The organism is uncultured Massilia sp., from assembly GCF_913773735.1.
In the GTDB taxonomy this organism is placed as follows: Bacteria; Pseudomonadota; Gammaproteobacteria; order Burkholderiales; family Burkholderiaceae_D; genus Telluria.
The window spans coordinates 72,278-88,371 of the sequence record NZ_CAJYEB010000022.1; the positions used below are offsets into that span (position 1 = coordinate 72,278).

A 16,094-nucleotide genomic window follows, 5' to 3' on the forward strand; every position below is an offset into this window, starting at 1 on the left:
GGAACGGCGTGCCCACCCTGCGCGCAGGACATGAAAAAAGGCGCCAGCGGCGCCTTTTTCGTCGGGTGCGCACCCCGTGCGCACCGCCGGCCCGCGAGGGTCAGTCTTCTTTGCGCAGGTGCGGGAACAGCAGCACGTCGCGGATGTTCGGCGAGTCGGTGATGATCATCATCAGGCGGTCGATGCCGATGCCGCAGCCGCCCGCCGGCGGCATGCCGTATTCCAGCGCGCGGATGTAGTCGGCGTCGTAGTACATCGCCTCGTCGTCGCCGGCTTCCTTGGCGTCGACCTGGGCCAGGAAGCGGGCCGACTGGTCTTCGGGGTCGTTCAGCTCGGAGAAGCCGTTGGCGATCTCGCGGCCCACCATGAACAGCTCGAAGCGCTCGGTGATGCCCTCGCGGGTGTCCGACGCGCGCGCCAGCGGCGACACTTCGACCGGGTAGTCGATGATGAAGGTCGGCTCCCACAGCTGCGCCTCGGCGGTTTCCTCGAACAGGGCCAGCTGCAGCGCGCCCAGGCCCACGTGGGCCAGCGGCTTGACGCCGAACTTCAGCAGTTCCTCGCGCAGGAAGGCGGGGTCGTTCAACTGCTGCTCGGTGTAGCCCGGCGCGTACTTGTCGATCGCCTGGACGATGGTCAGGCGCTGGAACGGCTTGCCCAGGTCCAGCGCGCGGCCGCCGTAGGTGAGTTCGGCGGTGCCGTGGGCGTCGACCGCGGCCTGGCGGATCACGGCTTCGGTGAAGTCCATGATCCACTGGTAGTCGGTGTAGGCCGCGTAGAATTCCATCATCGTGAATTCCGGGTTGTGACGGATCGACACGCCTTCGTTGCGGAAGTTGCGGTTGATCTCGAACACGCGGTCGAAGCCGCCGACGACCAGGCGCTTCAGGTACAGTTCCGGCGCGATGCGCAGGTACATCTGCATGTCAAGCGCATTGTGGTGGGTGATGAAGGGCTTGGCCGCGGCGCCGCCCGGGATCGGGTGCAGCATCGGGGTTTCCACCTCCATGAACTGGTGCTCCTGCATGAAGCGGCGGATCGAGGCCATGGCGGCGGTGCGCGCCTTGAACGTGCGGCGGGTTTCCTCGCTGACGATCAGGTCGACGTAGCGCTGGCGGTACTTGGTCTCCTGGTCCGCCAGGCCGTGGAACTTGTCCGGTAGCGGACGCAGCGCCTTGGTGATCAGGCGCAGCTTGCTCACCTTGACGGTCAGCTCGTCGGTCTTGGTCTTGAACAGGGTGCCCTCGACGCCCAGGATGTCGCCCAGGTCGTAGCTGCGCAGCGCTTCCATCGCTGCCTCGCCGGTATGGTCCAGCGTGACGTAGATCTGGATGCGGCCGTCGGCGCGCGGGCCGGACGCGTCCTGCAGCGTGGCGAAGGCCGCCTTCTTGCCGGCTTCGCGGCGCAGCATCATGCGGCCGGCCAGCACCACGGCCTGCGGCTCGGCTTCCAGTTCCTCGCGGCTCCAGCCGCCGAACTGCTCGACCAGGTCGGCCGCCTTGTGCTGCGGGACGAAGTCGTTCGGGAAGGGCTGGCCCTTTTCGCGCAACGCGGCCAGCTTGGCGCGGCGCTCGGCGATGATCTTGTTGTCGTCGGCGACCAGGTTCGCGTGCTCGTGCTGCGGGGTGCCTTGTTCTTGGTTGTCGGTGCTCATGGTGTCTATTTCAGGTTGTTCTGGTAATTACATGCTGGCGCACAGGGCATCAACGGACAGGTCGGCATAGTCGTTGACCACGCGCACGACGTTGTCGTACTCCGCGAACGCGGCGGCCGGCAGCGTGGTGGTGATGACGACGGCGCGCATGCCCGCGCGGCGCGCCGCTTCCACGCCCAGCGGCGCGTCCTCGAACACGATGCAGTCCGCGGGATCGACGCCGAGCCGTTCGGCCGCCTTCAGGAACACGTCCGGATGCGGCTTGCCGCGGGCGACGTCGGTCGCGCCCACCACGGTGTCGAAGCGGGCGCGCAGTTCCAGCTCGTCGAGCGTGAACGCGATGTTCAGCGGCGGGGCGGACGTCGCCACCGCCAGCTGCACGCCGCGACTGCGCGCCTGGGCGACCAGTTGGTCGAGGCCCTCGATGGTGCGGCGGTGCGGGCCGTACATCTCGCGGTACAGCGCATCCTTTTCCAGCGCCAGCGCGGCGATCTCCGCGTCCGTCACCTCGGGGCCGAGGCGCGCGCGCAGGATCTCGCGGCCCTGGGCGCCCGCGGTCTCGCGGAAGAACGCGTCGGCCTCGTACAGCCGGCCGCGACGCGCAAAGAATTCCAGCCACGACTTCGTGTGCCAGGCCATGTTGTCGACGATGGTGCCGTCCATGTCGAAGATGAATGCGCGCGCGGGTCTGCTCATCGTGCGGGTCGTCCTTGGTGGGTGGGGATCAAACGCCCTGCTTCAGCGACGCCGAGATGAAGTCGTCGAGGTCGCCGTCCAGCACGTTCTTGGTGTTGCCGGTCTCGAAGCCGGTACGCAGGTCCTTGATGCGCGACTGGTCCAGCACGTAGGAACGGATCTGGTGGCCCCAGCCGACGTCGGTCTTGGAGTCTTCCAGCTTCTGCTGCTCGCTCATGCGCTTGCGCAGTTCCAGTTCGTACAGCTTGGCGCGCAGCATGTCGAACGCCTCGGCCTTGTTGCGGTGCTGCGAGCGGTCGTTCTGGCACTGCACGACGATGCCCGACGGGGCGTGCGTCAGGCGCACGGCGGAGTCGGTCTTGTTGATGTGCTGGCCGCCCGCGCCCGAGGCGCGGTAGGTGTCGATGCGCACGTCCGCCGGGTTGATCTCGATCTCGATCGATTCGTCGACCTCCGGGTACACGAACAGCGACGTGAACGAGGTGTGGCGGCCGTTGGCGGAGTCGAACGGCGACTTGCGCACCAGGCGGTGCACGCCGGTCTCGGTGCGCAGGTGGCCGTAGGCGTACTCGCCCTCGACCTTGATGGTGGCGGTCTTGATGCCCGCGACCTCGCCCTCGGACATTTCCATGACCTCGGCCTTGAAGCCCTTGCGCTCGCAATAGCGCAGGTACTGGCGCATCAGCATCGAGGCCCAGTCCTGGGCTTCGGTGCCGCCGGCGCCGGCCTGGATGTCGATGAAGCAGTTGGCGTGGTCCATCGGGTTGCTGAACATGCGGCGGAATTCCATCGCCTCGATGACCTTCTTGATCTCCTCGGCGTCGCCTTCGACGGCCTCGATCGTGGCGTCATCGCCTTCTTCGCGCGCCATCTCGAACAGGTCGGACGCGTCGGCCAGGTCCGCGCGCGCCTTTTCCAGCGTCAGCACGACGCCTTCGAGGGCCTTCTTCTCGCGGCCCATGTCCTGCGCCCGCTTCTGGTCGTTCCAGATCGCGGGGTCTTCCATTTCCTGGTTGACCTGCTCTAGTTTCTCCGACTTCTTGTCGAAGTCAAAGATACCTCCGAAGTTCGGCTTCACGGCTGCTCAGGTCGTTCAGCAGGGCGGAGAGGGCATTGATGCGTTCAGCTTCCATGGTCGTAATGATCATTCCGGGTTGATTGAATCGAACCCTCGATTATACGCGAACGCGCGCCGATCCCCTATGCCACGGTGAGCGCCAGCCGTGTACGCCTTGCCGGCGGTCATGCTGCTCGCTTATGATCGGCCCCTGTTTCCCACCTTCCGCCCGCCGGTCCAGTCCATGAAGCCCATGTCCCCTTATCGTTTTTGCATTGCCCTGCTTCCCGCCGTCCTCGCGCTCCAGGGCGCCCGGGCCGCCGACCAGCCGCGGGCCGGCGCCAGCGCCACCCTGGCCCTGCTGGAGACGACCGACGTCCACCAGAACGTGCTCGGCTACGACTACTTCAAGCTGGCCGACGACCCGGCGCTGGGCCTGGACCGCACCGCCACGCTGATCGCCCGGGCGCGCAAGGATTTCGCCAACACCATGCTGTTCGATAACGGCGACACGATCCAGGGCACCGCCCTGGGCGACTACCAGGCGCTGGTCAAGCCGGTCGCCTGCGGCGAGCTGCTGGGCATCTACAAGGTCATGCAGCGGCTGGGCTACGACGGCGCCGGCATCGGCAACCACGATTTCAACTACGGCCTGCAGTTCCTCGGCCAGGTCACGGGCGAGAACTTCGACCAGGACGGCGTGAAGGGCAACCAGGGCAACCACGGCGGCAAAGGCGCGAAACGCTGCGCCGGTCCCGGCTTCCCGCAGGTGCTGGCCAACGTCTACAGCGTCAAGACGAAGCAGCCGCTGTTCGCGCCGTACGCCATCATCGACAAGCGCATCCGCGCCACCGGCGCCGACGGCAAGCCGGTCGAGGGCACCGTCAAGGTCGGCATCATCGGCTTCACGCCGCCGACCATCCTGTCCTGGGACAAGCGCTGGCTGGAGGGCCGCGTGTATACCGAGGGCCTGGTCGAGACAGCCAGGCGCTACGTCCCCGAGATGCGCGCGAAGGGGGCGGACGTCGTGGTCGCGATCTCGCACGGCGGCCTGGACGACGCGCCCTACTCGCCCACGATGGAAAACGGCAACTGGCACCTGGCGCAGGTGCCGGGCATCGACGCCATGCTGCTGGGCCACTCGCACCAGCTGTTCCCGAACCCGGCCAGCACGGTGGCGCAGTTCAACCTGCCGCACGTCGACAAGGTCGCGGGCCGCGTGTTCGGCGTGCCCACCGTGATGGCCAACCTGTGGGGCAAGAACTTGGGCGTCGTCAAGCTGGCGCTGCGCCACGACGGCAGGCGCTGGCTGGTGGACCAGGGCGCGAGCACGGTCGAGACGCGCGCCACCCAGCAGGCCGACAAGTCCTACGTGGCGGCCGATCCGGCGATCGCCCGGCTGGTGCAGGCCGAGCACGAGGCCACGATCCGCTACGTCAAGACGCCGGTCGGCACCACGTCCTTCCGCATGTCGACCTATTTCGCCGACGTCGGCGACGTCTCGGCGCTGCAGGTCGTCAACGCCGCCCAGGCCGACTACGTGCGCGCCTACGTCAAGGCCAACCTGCCGCAGTACGCGACGCTGCCGGTGCTGTCGGTGACGGCGCCGTTCAAGAGCGGCTTCGCCGGCCCGGCCGACTACACCGACGTGGCGCCGGGCAGCCTGGCGCTGAACAACGCGGCCGACCTGTACCTGTACCCGAACGCGCTGTACGCCGTGAAGGTCGACGGCGCCGGCCTCAAGGCCTGGCTGGAAAAGGCGGCGATGCGCTTCAACACGATCGATCCGGCCAGCACGGCGCCGCAGGAACTGGTCAATACCGGCTTCGCGGCCTTCAACTTCGATACCGTCACGGCACCCGAACTGCGCTACGAGATCGACGTCACGCAGCCGCCGGGCCGGCGCATCCGCAAGCTGACGCTGCGCGGCGCGCCGGTCGCGGACGACCAGGCATTCCTGGTCGCCACCAACAACTACCGCGCCAGCGGCGGCGGCAATTTCCCCGGCCTGGACGGCAGCCGCACGGTGCTGGCGTCGCCCGACGCCAGCCGCGACGTGCTGATCAACTACATCCGCGCGCGCAAGGAACTCGGCCGCGCGGCCGACGGCGCCCAGCGCAGCTGGCGCTTCACGCCGGTGCGCACGGCCGGTCCGGTGGTCTTCCATTCGGCGCCCGGCAAGCTGGCGCTGGCGCGCGAGGCGGGCCTGGACAACGTGGCCGAGCTGCGCGCCGACGACGGCCTGGGCAAGGGATTCGCCCTGTACGCGATCGACCTGTCGCGATGAGGCGCGGCGCGCTCGTGGTCGTGGCCACGGCTGCGGCGATGGCCGTGGCGCCGGCCGCCGGGTGGGCGGGCGCACACGACACGGCCGCGCCGGCCGGCGTGGCGTCGTACCTGCGCGGCCTGCAACTGCGCAACGGCCTCGGGATGCCGGCCGATGCGGCGGCGGCGCGCCGGGCGCTGGACGCGGCGGCGCGCGCCGGCGTGCCGGCCGCCATGTTCACGCTGGCGCAGATGCTGGCGGCGGGCGAGGGCGGGGCGCGCGACGAGGCGGCCGCGCGCATGTGGATCATGCGGGCGGCGGAGCTGGACTATCCGGAAGCCTTGCAGGAGCAGGCCATGCGCGAACCCGACTCGCGCCGCCAGGCCGACCTGCTGCGGGCGGCGGCGCATGCGCTGGAGCACCGGGCGCACGAGCGCCGCGGGCCGGGGTATTGACCGGCAGGGGTCAGTGGCGGGTCGGCTTGCTACCGGCCTGGATCTCGGACGCGGCGATGTCGGCCAGGTCGATCAGGCCCTGCACCTCGGCCGCGCGCAGCTTGCGCGGCTCGCGGTCGATCACGCACAGGCTGCCCAGCGGCTGGCCGGCCTTGTCGCGCAGCGGCACGCCGGCGTAGAAGCGGATGTGCGGTTCCTGCAGCACCAGGGGATTGTTGCGGAAGCGCTCGTCTTCCAGCGCGTCCTCGATGACGAACAGCTCGTTCTTCAGGATGGTGTGCGAGCAGAACGCCCAGTCGCGCGGCGTCTCGCGCGCCGCCAGGCCCACGCGCGCCTTGAACCACTGGCGCGTGGACGTCAGCAGCGACACCAGGGCGATCGGCGAACCGGTCACCATCGCCGCCAGGCGCACCACGCGGTCGAAGCGCGCCTCCTCGTCGGTGTCGACCAGGCCGGAGGCGGCGAGCGCGGCCAGGCGTGCCCGTTCGCTCGACAGTACCGGGTAGTTCGGCAAGGCGACCGGCTGGTATTCCTTGTCCGTGCTCGGATTCGGCGTATTGCGGCCGTGGTCGTCGCCATGCATCAGCCCTTGCACCAGGCTCAGGCGGGTCCGTCGATGTCCACCCGGGGTCTTCCAGGATTCGATCGCGCCGCTTTCCATCCAGATCTGCACGGTGCTGGTCGCCACGCCGAGCAGGCGCGCGACTTCGCTCGTGGTCAGGATCGGGTCGTCTTCTTTTAAGTTGCTCAACATAAACATCCTCGCATTCCGGGAGTATACCGGATTCCGGCACCAACATTCTCACCAACTATTGCGCGCCCGGCACCGCGGCCGCGCGCGCCGTGCCATGTGGTCGATTCTTCAACTGACATGTCCTCTTGTTCAATCGTGCTGCCCCAAGGAAATATTTATGCCAGAATCACCATCAATAATGTCAGTTCCGGGGAATTCCCGATACCTTTTCGAGAAGAATAGAGAAAAAAAGTGAGCAAACAGGTAGAAAAAGCAGGTATTGCGACAAAATTGACCATCGCTTTCGCGTTGCTGGTCGCGGTAACGCTCGGGTTGGCCGTGTTTTCCATCACCCGGGTCGACGCGATCGAGGCGGCGCTCGGCGCTGCCGAGCATCAGCGCGCCACCCAGCTGGAGCCGCTGTACGACGTGCGCGAGGCGCTCGACCAGACCGGCATCGCGGCGCGCAATGCCTACATCTTCAAGGACGAGGCAGCGGCGCTGCGCGAACTGGCGCTGGTCGACCGCCACGTCGAGGCCTACCGCGCCGGCCTCGCGCGGCTCGATCCGGTGCTCGGCGGCGATGCCCGCTACCGCCAGGTCAGGGAGGGACTGGATGCGATGGCGATCGAACTGCGCCGGCCGCGCGCCTACCGCGCCGCCGGCGACATGGATGGATACGGCGCCTTCCTGGTGAACGATTGCTCGCCGCTGCGGCGGCGCATCGTCGGCGACATCGATGTGCTGCTCAAGGCCCTGCAGGCCGACAGCACCAGCGCCAGCGCCGCCGCCGAAGCCACCGCGTCGGCGGCACGCTACACCATCGCCGGCCTGGCCGCGCTGTGCGTGCTGCTGGCCGCGGCCGTGGGCGTGGCCATCGTGCGCCACCTGCTGGGGCAGCTGGGCGGCGAGCCCGCCTACGCCGTCGGCGTCGCCCAGGCCATCGCGCGCGGCGAGCTGCAGCACTGCGTCGACGTGCGCCGCGCCGCGCCGTCCAGCCTGCTGGCGGCGATGCGCGAGATGCGCGACAGCCTGTCGGGCATCGTCGGCCAGGTGCGCAGCAGCACCGATGCGATCGCGTCGGCGTCGGCGGAGATCGCGTCCGGCAACATGGAACTGTCGCAGCGCACCGACGGCCAGGCGGCCGAGCTGGCGCGCGTGGCCGGCGCGATGACGCAGCTGCTGGCGTCGGTGCGCAGCAATGCCGGCCACGTGATCGAGGCGAGCCGGCTGGCCGAGGATGCGTCGGCGGCCTCGCGCGACGGCGGCGGCGCGGTCGACGACGTGGTGGCCACCATGACGCTGATCCACGAGGCGTCGACCCGGATCGTCGACATCATCGACGTGATCGACGGCATCGCGTTCCAGACCAATATCCTGGCGCTGAATGCGGCCGTGGAGGCGGCGCGCGCGGGCGAGCAGGGCCGCGGCTTCGCCGTGGTCGCGGCCGAAGTGCGCAGCCTGGCGCACCGCTCGGCGGGGGCCGCCAAGGAAATCAAGGCGCTGATCGAGGATTCGGTGAGCAAGGTCGGCGCCGGCACGGCGCTGGTGGGCCAGGCCGGCGCGACTATGCGCACGGTGGTCGAGCGCATCGGCCGCGCCAGCGCCATCATGAACGAGATCGCCGACACCACCCGCGCCCAGGACGCGGACATCGAACGCGTCGACGGCGCCATCGCCAGGCTCGACGAGATGACGGTGAAGAACGCGGCGCTGGTCGAGGAAGCCGCCGCCGCCGCGCAATCGCTGCGCGACCAGGCTGACCAGCTGGCGGGGCTGGTCGGCACGTTCCAGCTGGAAGCGGCGCCGCCGCGCGCGCAGCCGCCGCTGCGGACGCTGGCGCTGCCGGCGCGCCGCGCGCTGGCGGCGTAGCGGCCGGCGCACCGGCGCCGCCGACCGTTCAATGCAGGCGGTTCTTCTCCGGCTGCACCAGCACGAACGGGCTGACCACCGATGCCCACAGCAGGGCGTCGCTGGCCTGCCAGGTCTGCGCCTGGACGTCGCTGACCTTGGCCAGGCGGCCCTCGGCCATCCAGCGGGCGATGCTGGCCTTGTCGTCGTGGGCGACGCGCAGCGCCACCTCGACCAGGTCGAGTTCCTCGCTGACCCAGACCACGACCCCGTGGGCGAAGTGGCGTTCCAGTTCGGACCAGGCGATGAGCGCCGTCTCGCGGTTGATCTTGTCGTGCAGTTCGCTGTCCTTCAGCGGATCGGTGTTCAGGGTATCGGTCATGCTCGTGTCAATTCAGATGGGTTCGACCTGGGGAATCGGCGAACCCGCCCATGTTAACCGATACGCGGCGCCCTTGCGGACATTCCCGACCAGCGCCGGCCGGAAGCACGCCAGGTTGGTGCCCCCGGGGTGGCGCACGCTCGGGTAGACGATGCCCATCGAGCCGGCGTCCAGCAGCGCCGCCGCCAGCCGCTGCGAGGCCACGTAGCTGCCCGGGTCGAGGCAGTCGCGCCAGGCGGCGCTGCCGCGCAGGTCGTGGAAGGTGGCGCTGAAGTCGGCCAGCAGCGACTGGTAGTCGACGCTGTCGTCGAACCGGCCGATCTCCTGGTATTCGACGGCCTTGTGGAAGCACACTTCGGCCAGCGCCGTCTCCGGCGCGAACGCGCAGTACCAGGCGCCGCGCTCGCCGTCGTTGAAGCGGCTGCCCTCCGGCCGCGCATAGGTGAAGGCGGCGTTCACGATGCGGAAGTTGGGAACGCCGAACACCAGCTCGTCCATGCCGATGCCGGGCAGCTGCCCGGATTCGCCGCGCAGGCGGTCGTTGGTGGCGTTGTCGAGGTCGAACAGGTCGCGCAGCACGGCGTCGTCCGCGGCCAGCGGGGCCAGCACGGAATCTTCGAGGTCGGCGAAGCGCGACGGGATCAGGCGGCAGGTATCGAAGCGGCGCAGCGGGGTCAGGCGCGGAACCGTCTTCATTCACAGCCCCCCGCGGCGCGCGTCGAGCAGCCGGCGCACCGTCTGCATGGCCAGCAGGCCGCCCGCCAGCATGTAGGCCAGCGGCGTGCGCCCCTGGAACACGGCATTCGTGTTCGGCAGGTGCACCCACTCGTCGGCCAGCGCGTCGCCGTACAGGATGTGCAGCGCCTTGTAGATGCCCAGCAGGTAGGAGATGCGCGTGATGCGGTCGACCTCGAGCACCCGCTCCGGGTGCTTCTTCCAGTCGTAGAACGCCGACGAGGACAACCCGCCGAGCAGCTCGCGCGCATCGTCGTCGCGCACGCGCCAGGCGGCGGCCAGGCGGAAGAAGCCGAGCAGGGCGGACTTCGACAGGCGCTCGCGCTCGGCGCGCGCGTTCAGGTCGACCAGGGTCGCCGGTTCGAACCGGCTCTTGGGGTAGGCATAGGCAAGACTCATCGCATTCTCCGGTTTCGGTATTTTTATACTCCGATTCCGGATGCGGTGCAAGCGGCGATCCCGCCGCCGCCCGCCGCCGCCGCTGCCGGCGTCAGGCCGGTTCGGCGTGTTCTACCAGCAACTGGACCTTGGTGACGCCGTTGTACTCGTTGGCATCGAGCCGGAACGCCACGCGCGCCTTGTCGCCCAGCGCGTCGGTATGGCCGAACCAGATCGCGTCGTAGCGCCGGCCGTTGCGTTCCAGCAGGAGCTTGAGGTGCTTGTCCTTCAGGATGCGCTGACTGACCACGCGGAATTCGTCGCAGAACACCGGCGGCGCGAAACCCTGGCCCCAGACCTGGCCGTCCAGCAGCTCGATGAACTGGGTCGAATAGAAGTCGTCCTCGAGCGGGCCGTCGGTCTCGACCACCCGTTCCAGCTGCGCCGCGCTCAGCCACGCGCGGCCCACCGCCTCGAAGGCCTGGGTGAAGGTGTCGAAGTGCTCGGCGCGGATCGACAGGCCGGCCGCCATCGCGTGGCCGCCGAACTTGTCGATCAGGCCCGGCACGCGCTTGGACACGAGGTCGAGCGCGTCGCGCAGGTGAAAGCCCGGGATCGAGCGGCCCGACCCCTTGATCCAGCCGTCGCCGGCGGGCGCGAACGTGATCGTCGGGCGGTAGAACTTTTCCTTCAGGCGCGAGGCGACGATGCCGATCACGCCCTGGTGCCAGCCGTCGTCGAACACGGCGATGGTGCTGGCGTCCGCCGGATTGAAGTCGTCCAGGTGCAGCAGCGCCGTGCCCTGCATGTCGGCCTCGATCTCGCGGCGCTTCAGGTTGATGTCGTTCAGTTCCTGGGCGATGGCCCAGGCGCGGCCCTCGTCGTCGGTGGTGAGGCATTCGATCCCGAGCGCCATGTCTTCCAGCCGGCCGGCCGCGTTCAGGCGCGGGCCGAGCGCGAAGCCGAGGTCGAACGGCGAGGCCGTGCGCGCCTCGCGGCCGGCGACGCGGAACAGCGCGGCCACGCCGGCGTGCATGCGCCCGGCACGCATGCGCTTGAGGCCCTGGGCCACCAGGATGCGGTTGTTGGTGTCGAGCTTGACCACGTCGGCCACCGTGCCCAGCGCCACCAGGTCGAGCAGGTTGTCGAGCTTGGGCTGGGTCGTGGCGTCGAACACGCCGCGCCGGCGCAGTTCGGCGCGCAGCGCCAGCAGCACGTAGAACACGACGCCGACGCCGGCCAGGTGCTTGCTGGGGAAGCCGCAGCCGGGCTGGTTCGGGTTGACGATCACGCGCGCGTCCGGCAGCGCGTCGCCGGGCAGGTGGTGGTCGGTGACGACCACGTCGATGCCGCGCGCCTTGGCCGCCGCCACGCCGTCGATGCTGGCGATGCCGTTGTCGACCGTGATGATGATGTCCGGGGCGGTGGTGCGCGCGGTCAGCGCGACGATCTCGGGCGTCAGGCCGTAGCCGTACTCGAAGCGGTTCGGCACGATGTAGTCGACCGTCGCGCCCATCGCGCGCAGGCCGCGCAGGGCGACCGCGCAGGCGGTGGCGCCGTCGCAGTCGTAGTCGGCGACGATGGTCATCTTCCGGCCGGCGGCGATGGCGTCGGCCAGGTAGGCGGCGGCGCCGTCGATGCAGTGCAGGCCGGCCGGCGGCAGCAGGGCCTGCAGCTCGCTGGCGAGCTCGCGCGGGTCGCTCAGGCCGCGCGCGGCATAGACGCGGGCGAGCACGGGATGGATCCCGCCCTGGCGCAGCATGTCGGCGGTGCGCACCGGGCAGGGACGGATGGCGATGCGGGTCTTCAAGTCAGTGATTCCAGGGTCGGACGGCGCCAGAACTGGCGCTGGGCCATCGGGGTGGTGGTGGTTTCCAGGTGGCCGTCGCGGTGCGTCAGCACCAGGCGCAGGCGGTTGACGCGGCCGGCGCGCACGGCCGCCAGCAGCGGCGCGAACAGCGCGGTGTCGAGCCGCTGCATCTCGCGCAGCCAGCCGTCCCAGTCGGCGGCGATGGCCGGCGCGGCGACGTTGCCGCAGGCCAGCAGGACGTCGTTGCCCAGGCCGGACACGGCATCGAGCGCGCCGTCCAGGCCGTCCAGGCGGCGCTCGGCCAGCGCGCCCAGCCAGCCGGGCACGGACCAGGTGGCCAGGCGCGGGACCTGCAGGGTGCGCGCGCCGGCGTTGGCGATCAGGCGGGTGGCGTGCTCGGTGGCGATGCTCGCCTCGCCCCAGGGCCAGACGGCGTTCACCGGCGCCTGGCCGCGCGCCTCGCGCGCCGCGTTGGCCGGATGCGTGTACCAGGTCACCTGCACTTCGTTCTGCAGCTTGCGGAAGGCGCGCGCGGGCGGGCCGGAGGGCATCCAGTCGGTCAGGTTCATGCCCACCGCCGCGTCCGGGCTGGACGTGCGGATCTCGTCCCAGCCGTCGGCGCGCATGAACCAGGTGGCGGCGTCGCCGTAGCGCAGCGCGTGGCCGGCTTCCTCGAAGCACGGCAGGGCGGCGTCGAACAGGGCGCGGCCCTCGTCCTCGCGCAGGTCGAGCTGGCGCACGTCGCCCATCTGCAGGTGCGAGCGGGCGATCTGGATGTGGGCCGGGTTGACCACGAACCAGGTGCCGTCGCCGGGGTCGAGGCCGTAGCCGCGCATGGCGCGCGCCGCCACGCCCGGCGCCAGCGCATGCGGCCCGTGCGCCAGGCCCAGCGCGCGGGCGATCCACAGCTCGTGCGGCAGGGCGCGGGCGGCGCCGTCGAGGGCGTGGCGGGCCCGGCCCGAGGACTTCGACAACAGCGCGGCCAGGGCCGGCGCCTGCAGGGCGCGGGCCAGGTCGGGCGCGAATTCGGGAGCGGGAAGGGCGAACGGCAGGACGAGCGAAAGTTGGGCCATGCCGTATTGTAGGCGAAATGCCGGAGGCGCAGTAGGCGGGCGCCGGAACGCTTCATCCAAGAAAAATTCCTTCCAATTGTGACAAGCCCCCACACGGATGAGCTTTGTGTGGCAAACTGCGGCACCAGCGAGACAACCCGTGGAGTCCATGAGCATCGTCCATCACTTGCCGTACGAATGGCTGGTCGGCTTGCGCTATACGCGTGCCGGCAAGCGCAGCAGCCGCAACAGTTTTATTTCCTTCATTTCCCTGATCTCGGTGTCCGGCATCGCGCTCGGGGTGGCGGCGCTCATCGTCGTGCTGTCGGTGATGAACGGCTTCCAGAAGGAAGTGACGGACCGCATGCTGTCCGTGCTCGCCCACATCGAGATCTTCGACGCGCGCGGCGCCATGCCCAACTGGCAACAGGCCGAGAAGGAGGCGTTCAAGAACCCGGCCGTGCGCGGCGCCGCGCCCTTCGTCGAGACCCAGGGCCTGCTGGTGCGCGACGACACGATGAAGCCGGCCGTCATCCGCGGCATCCTGCCGTCCAGCGAGCAGGCCGTGTCCGACGTGGCCCGGCAGGTGCGCCAGGGCAGCCTGGACAGCCTGCGCCCCGGCGCGTTCAACATCGTGATGGGTTACGCGCTGGCGCGCTCGCTGGGCGTGGGCATCGGCGACAAGGTCAACATGCTGCTGGCCCAGGGCACGATGACCCCGGCCGGCATGGTGCCGCGCTCGCGCGTGTTCACCGTCTCCGGCATCTTCGAGGCCGGCCACTACGAATTCGATTCCGCCATGGCCTTCATCGACATCGTCGACGCCCAGAAGATGGAGCGCCTGGCCGCGCCCTCGGGCCTGCGCCTGCGCATCGCCGACATGCAGCAGGCGCCCGAGGTGGCGCGCCAGCTGAAGGCGTCGATGCCGGGCGACCTGGTCGTGCGCGACTGGTCGAAGCTGAACGCCAACTGGTTCGCCGCCGTCAAGACCGAGAAGCGCATGATGTTCATCATCCTGACCCTGATCATCGCGGTGGCCGCGTTCAACCTCGTGTCCACCTTGGTCATGACCGTCACCGACAAGCAGGCCGACATCGCGATCCTGCGCACGCTGGGCGCGTCGCCGCGCTCGATCATGAAGATCTTCATGGTCCAGGGCGCGCTGGTCGGCATCATGGGCACCGCGCTGGGCGTGGCGTTCGGCGTGCTGGTGGCGCTCAACATCGACGTCATCGTGCCCTTCATCGAACACCTGCTGGGCGTGCAGTTCCTGTCCAGGGACATCTATCTGATCAGCGCGATCCCCTCGGACATGCGCTGGCCGGACGTATACAAGATCGGCGGCGTCTCGGTGCTGCTGGCATTCGTCGCGACGATCTACCCGAGCTTCGCGGCGTCGCGCGTCAAACCGGCGGAGGCCCTGCGTTATGAATAATCCTGTCATCGAACCCGTCCAGACCGTCGCCGCCGGCGCACCGGTGCTGGCCTGCCGCGGCGTCGGCAAGACCTTCCGCCAGGGCGACTATGCCGTGCAGGTGCTCGACAAGGTCGACTTCGCGATCGGCCGCGGCGAGCGCGTGGCGATCATCGGCGCATCCGGCTCCGGCAAGTCGACGCTGCTGCACATCCTGGGCGGCCTCGACACCCCGTCCGCCGGCGCCGTGGCGCTGCTGGGCGAGGATTTCGCGGCGCTGTCGGAGACCCGGCGCGGCGAACTGCGCAACACCTCGCTGGGCTTCGTCTACCAGTTCCACCACCTGCTGCCGGAATTCTCGGCCCTCGACAACGTCGCCATGCCGCTGCTGATCCGCCGCACCGGGCGCGCCGAGGCCAGGCGCCGCGCCGAGGCCATGCTGGCGCGCGTGGGCCTGACCAAGCGCGCCATCCACCGCCCGGGCGAGCTGTCCGGCGGCGAGCGCCAGCGCGTGGCCCTGGCGCGCGCGCTGGTGACCGAGCCGGCCTGCGTGCTGGCCGACGAGCCGACCGGGAACCTCGACCACGCCACGGCGCAGGGCATCTTCGACCTGATGCTGGAACTGTCGAAGACGCTGGGCACCGCCTTCGTCATCGTCACCCACGACCCGGAACTGGCGCGCCGCTGCGACCGCGTGCTGCGCCTGACCGAGAACGGGCTGCAGCCGGAACAGGCGGTGCCGTCCATCAAGGACATGCTGTAAGGGCAAGCGTCATGTGGATCGATACCCACTGCCACCTCGACGCCCACGAATTCGGCGCCGAATCGCTCGACGTGGCGGGCCGCGCCGGGGAGCTCGGGGTCGGGATGATCGTGATCCCGGCCGTCGCGCGCGCCAATTTCGACGTCGTGCGCGACTTGGCCGCGCAGGCGCCGAACGCCAGCTATGCGCTCGGCATCCACCCGATCTACGTGCCCCAGGCCACCGACGACGACCTCGAGGCCCTGCGCGCGCAGGTCGCGCTGGCGCTGGACGACCCGAACTTCGTCGCCATCGGCGAGGTCGGCCTGGATTTCTTCCTCCCGATGCTGTGCGAGCCGGACATGCGCGCCAAGCAGGAGCGGTTCTTCCGTGAACAGCTACGCATCGCGCGCGACTTCGGCCTGCCGGTGCTGACCCACGTGCGGCGCTCGCAGGACCAGGTGCTGAAGCACGTGCGCCAGGTACGCCCGGCGGGCGGCATCGCCCATGCCTTCAACGGCAGCTTCCAGCAGGCGCAGCACTTCATCGACCAGGGGTTCCGGCTCGGCTTCGGCGGCGCCATGACCTTTACCCGCGCGCTGCAGATCCGGCGCCTGGCGGCCGCGCTGCCGCTCGACGCGATCGTGCTGGAAACCGATGCGCCGGACATCGCGCCGAGCTGGATCCATCCGGGCCGCAACAGCCCGGAGCAATTGCCGGCGATCGGCCGCGCGCTGGCCGACCTGCGCGGCGTGCCCGAGGACGTCGTGCGCGCCGCGTGCCGCGCCAGCGCGCTGGCGGCGCTGCCGCGCCTGGCTGCCCTGGTGGACTGACCCGGCCCGCATGCGGCGCCCGGGCGCCGCGCGCCC

At 69.6% G+C, this 16,094-nt stretch carries 15 protein-coding genes; 6 read left to right on the forward strand and 9 right to left on the reverse strand.

The features are described from left to right. Nucleotides 1-100 precede the first annotated feature (100 nt). The 3 genes from lysS to prfB form a co-directional block, all read right to left on the reverse strand. Nucleotides 101-1,654, reverse strand: a complete 1,554-nt coding sequence (gene lysS / locus QZ749_RS09095; RefSeq protein WP_296945676.1) for a lysine--tRNA ligase — start codon at nt 1,652-1,654, stop codon at nt 101-103. Nucleotides 1,655-1,681: 27 nt separating this feature from the next. Then, nucleotides 1,682-2,350 carry an HAD family phosphatase gene (locus QZ749_RS09100; RefSeq protein WP_296945678.1) on the reverse strand — a complete coding sequence of 223 codons (669 nt, stop codon included), beginning with the start codon at nt 2,348-2,350 and terminating at the stop codon, nt 1,682-1,684. Nucleotides 2,351-2,378: 28 nt separating this feature from the next. Then, a protein-coding gene (prfB, locus tag QZ749_RS09105; protein WP_296945680.1) for a peptide chain release factor 2 occupies nt 2,379-3,483 on the reverse strand; the annotation gives its coding sequence in 2 pieces (ribosomal slippage) (nt 2,379-3,401 and nt 3,403-3,483; 1,104 coding nt in all). Nucleotides 3,484-3,651: 168 nt separating this feature from the next. Between prfB and QZ749_RS09110 the strand changes: the two genes are divergently transcribed. Together QZ749_RS09110 and QZ749_RS09115 are read left to right on the forward strand one after the other, a co-directional pair. Next, nucleotides 3,652-5,694, forward strand: coding sequence for a bifunctional 2',3'-cyclic-nucleotide 2'-phosphodiesterase/3'-nucleotidase (locus QZ749_RS09110; protein WP_296945682.1), 2,043 nt, complete (start codon nt 3,652-3,654; stop codon nt 5,692-5,694). Further along, on the forward strand, nt 5,691-6,128 hold the full coding sequence (locus QZ749_RS09115) for a hypothetical protein (protein WP_296945684.1): 438 nt from the start codon (nt 5,691-5,693) through the stop codon (nt 6,126-6,128). Before QZ749_RS09110 ends, QZ749_RS09115 begins: the two co-directional genes overlap by 4 nt. Before the next feature lie 10 nt (nt 6,129-6,138). On the opposite strand, the gene QZ749_RS09120 is transcribed toward QZ749_RS09115, so the two are convergent. Next, nucleotides 6,139-6,882: a GAF domain-containing protein gene (locus tag QZ749_RS09120; protein WP_296945685.1), complete on the reverse strand. Its 744-nt coding sequence runs from the start codon at nt 6,880-6,882 to the stop codon at nt 6,139-6,141. A gap of 270 nt (nt 6,883-7,152) precedes the next feature. Here QZ749_RS09120 and QZ749_RS09125 point away from each other — a divergent pair, with 270 nt between their 5' ends. Next, nucleotides 7,153-8,733, forward strand: coding sequence for a methyl-accepting chemotaxis protein (locus QZ749_RS09125; RefSeq protein ID WP_296945687.1), 1,581 nt, complete (start codon nt 7,153-7,155; stop codon nt 8,731-8,733). Between the two features lie 28 nt (nt 8,734-8,761). Here the strand turns inward: QZ749_RS09125 and QZ749_RS09130 are convergent, their stop codons facing one another. The 5 genes from QZ749_RS09130 to QZ749_RS09150 all read right to left on the reverse strand — a co-directional run bounded on the left by QZ749_RS09130 (nt 8,762) and on the right by QZ749_RS09150 (nt 13,090). Then, nucleotides 8,762-9,082, reverse strand: coding sequence for a DUF2288 domain-containing protein (locus QZ749_RS09130; protein ID WP_373896809.1), 321 nt, complete (start codon nt 9,080-9,082; stop codon nt 8,762-8,764). A gap of 24 nt (nt 9,083-9,106) precedes the next feature. After that, nucleotides 9,107-9,790 (reverse strand): RES family NAD+ phosphorylase, encoded by a 684-nt coding sequence (locus QZ749_RS09135; protein ID WP_296945689.1) that lies wholly within the window; start codon nt 9,788-9,790, stop codon nt 9,107-9,109. Further along, a complete protein-coding gene (locus tag QZ749_RS09140; protein ID WP_296945692.1) occupies nt 9,791-10,228 on the reverse strand; it encodes an antitoxin Xre/MbcA/ParS toxin-binding domain-containing protein in 438 nt (145 codons plus the stop codon). It lies immediately after the preceding gene. A gap of 91 nt (nt 10,229-10,319) precedes the next feature. After that, nucleotides 10,320-11,969 carry a single-stranded-DNA-specific exonuclease RecJ gene (gene recJ, locus QZ749_RS09145; RefSeq protein WP_296945921.1) on the reverse strand — a complete coding sequence of 550 codons (1,650 nt, stop codon included), beginning with the start codon at nt 11,967-11,969 and terminating at the stop codon, nt 10,320-10,322. Between the two features lie 44 nt (nt 11,970-12,013). Next, nucleotides 12,014-13,090, reverse strand: coding sequence for a hypothetical protein (locus tag QZ749_RS09150; RefSeq protein ID WP_296945693.1), 1,077 nt, complete (start codon nt 13,088-13,090; stop codon nt 12,014-12,016). A gap of 148 nt (nt 13,091-13,238) precedes the next feature. Between QZ749_RS09150 and QZ749_RS09155 the strand changes: the two genes are divergently transcribed. Genes QZ749_RS09155 through QZ749_RS09165 form a run of 3 tightly spaced genes read left to right on the forward strand, consistent with a single transcriptional unit; the run spans nt 13,239 to nt 16,058 of the window. Next, complete coding sequence (locus tag QZ749_RS09155) at nt 13,239-14,504, forward strand: lipoprotein-releasing ABC transporter permease subunit (RefSeq protein ID WP_296945694.1); 1,266 nt, start codon at nt 13,239-13,241, stop codon at nt 14,502-14,504. Continuing rightward, nucleotides 14,497-15,246 (forward strand): lipoprotein-releasing ABC transporter ATP-binding protein LolD, encoded by a 750-nt coding sequence (gene lolD / locus QZ749_RS09160; protein ID WP_296945695.1) that lies wholly within the window; start codon nt 14,497-14,499, stop codon nt 15,244-15,246. The genes QZ749_RS09155 and lolD overlap by 8 nt, the downstream gene beginning before the upstream one ends. An 11-nt stretch (nt 15,247-15,257) precedes the next feature. After that, on the forward strand, nt 15,258-16,058 hold the full coding sequence (locus QZ749_RS09165) for a TatD family hydrolase (RefSeq protein WP_296945697.1): 801 nt from the start codon (nt 15,258-15,260) through the stop codon (nt 16,056-16,058). Nucleotides 16,059-16,094: the final 36 nt, after the last annotated feature.

Coding starts and splice junctions, on each gene's coding strand:
- lysS (WP_296945676.1), bottom strand. CDS start 1,654: ATGAGCACCGACAACCAAGAACAAGGCACCCCGCAGCACGAGCACGCG.
- QZ749_RS09100 (WP_296945678.1), bottom strand. CDS start 2,350: ATGAGCAGACCCGCGCGCGCATTCATCTTCGACATGGACGGCACCATC.
- QZ749_RS09110 (WP_296945682.1), top strand. CDS start 3,652: ATGAAGCCCATGTCCCCTTATCGTTTTTGCATTGCCCTGCTTCCCGCC.
- QZ749_RS09115 (WP_296945684.1), top strand. CDS start 5,691: ATGAGGCGCGGCGCGCTCGTGGTCGTGGCCACGGCTGCGGCGATGGCC.
- QZ749_RS09120 (WP_296945685.1), bottom strand. CDS start 6,882: ATGTTGAGCAACTTAAAAGAAGACGACCCGATCCTGACCACGAGCGAA.
- QZ749_RS09135 (WP_296945689.1), bottom strand. CDS start 9,790: ATGAAGACGGTTCCGCGCCTGACCCCGCTGCGCCGCTTCGATACCTGC.
- QZ749_RS09140 (WP_296945692.1), bottom strand. CDS start 10,228: ATGAGTCTTGCCTATGCCTACCCCAAGAGCCGGTTCGAACCGGCGACC.
- recJ (WP_296945921.1), bottom strand. CDS start 11,969: ATGCTGCGCCAGGGCGGGATCCATCCCGTGCTCGCCCGCGTCTATGCC.
- QZ749_RS09150 (WP_296945693.1), bottom strand. CDS start 13,090: ATGGCCCAACTTTCGCTCGTCCTGCCGTTCGCCCTTCCCGCTCCCGAA.
- QZ749_RS09155 (WP_296945694.1), top strand. CDS start 13,239: ATGAGCATCGTCCATCACTTGCCGTACGAATGGCTGGTCGGCTTGCGC.
- lolD (WP_296945695.1), top strand. CDS start 14,497: ATGAATAATCCTGTCATCGAACCCGTCCAGACCGTCGCCGCCGGCGCA.
- QZ749_RS09165 (WP_296945697.1), top strand. CDS start 15,258: ATGTGGATCGATACCCACTGCCACCTCGACGCCCACGAATTCGGCGCC.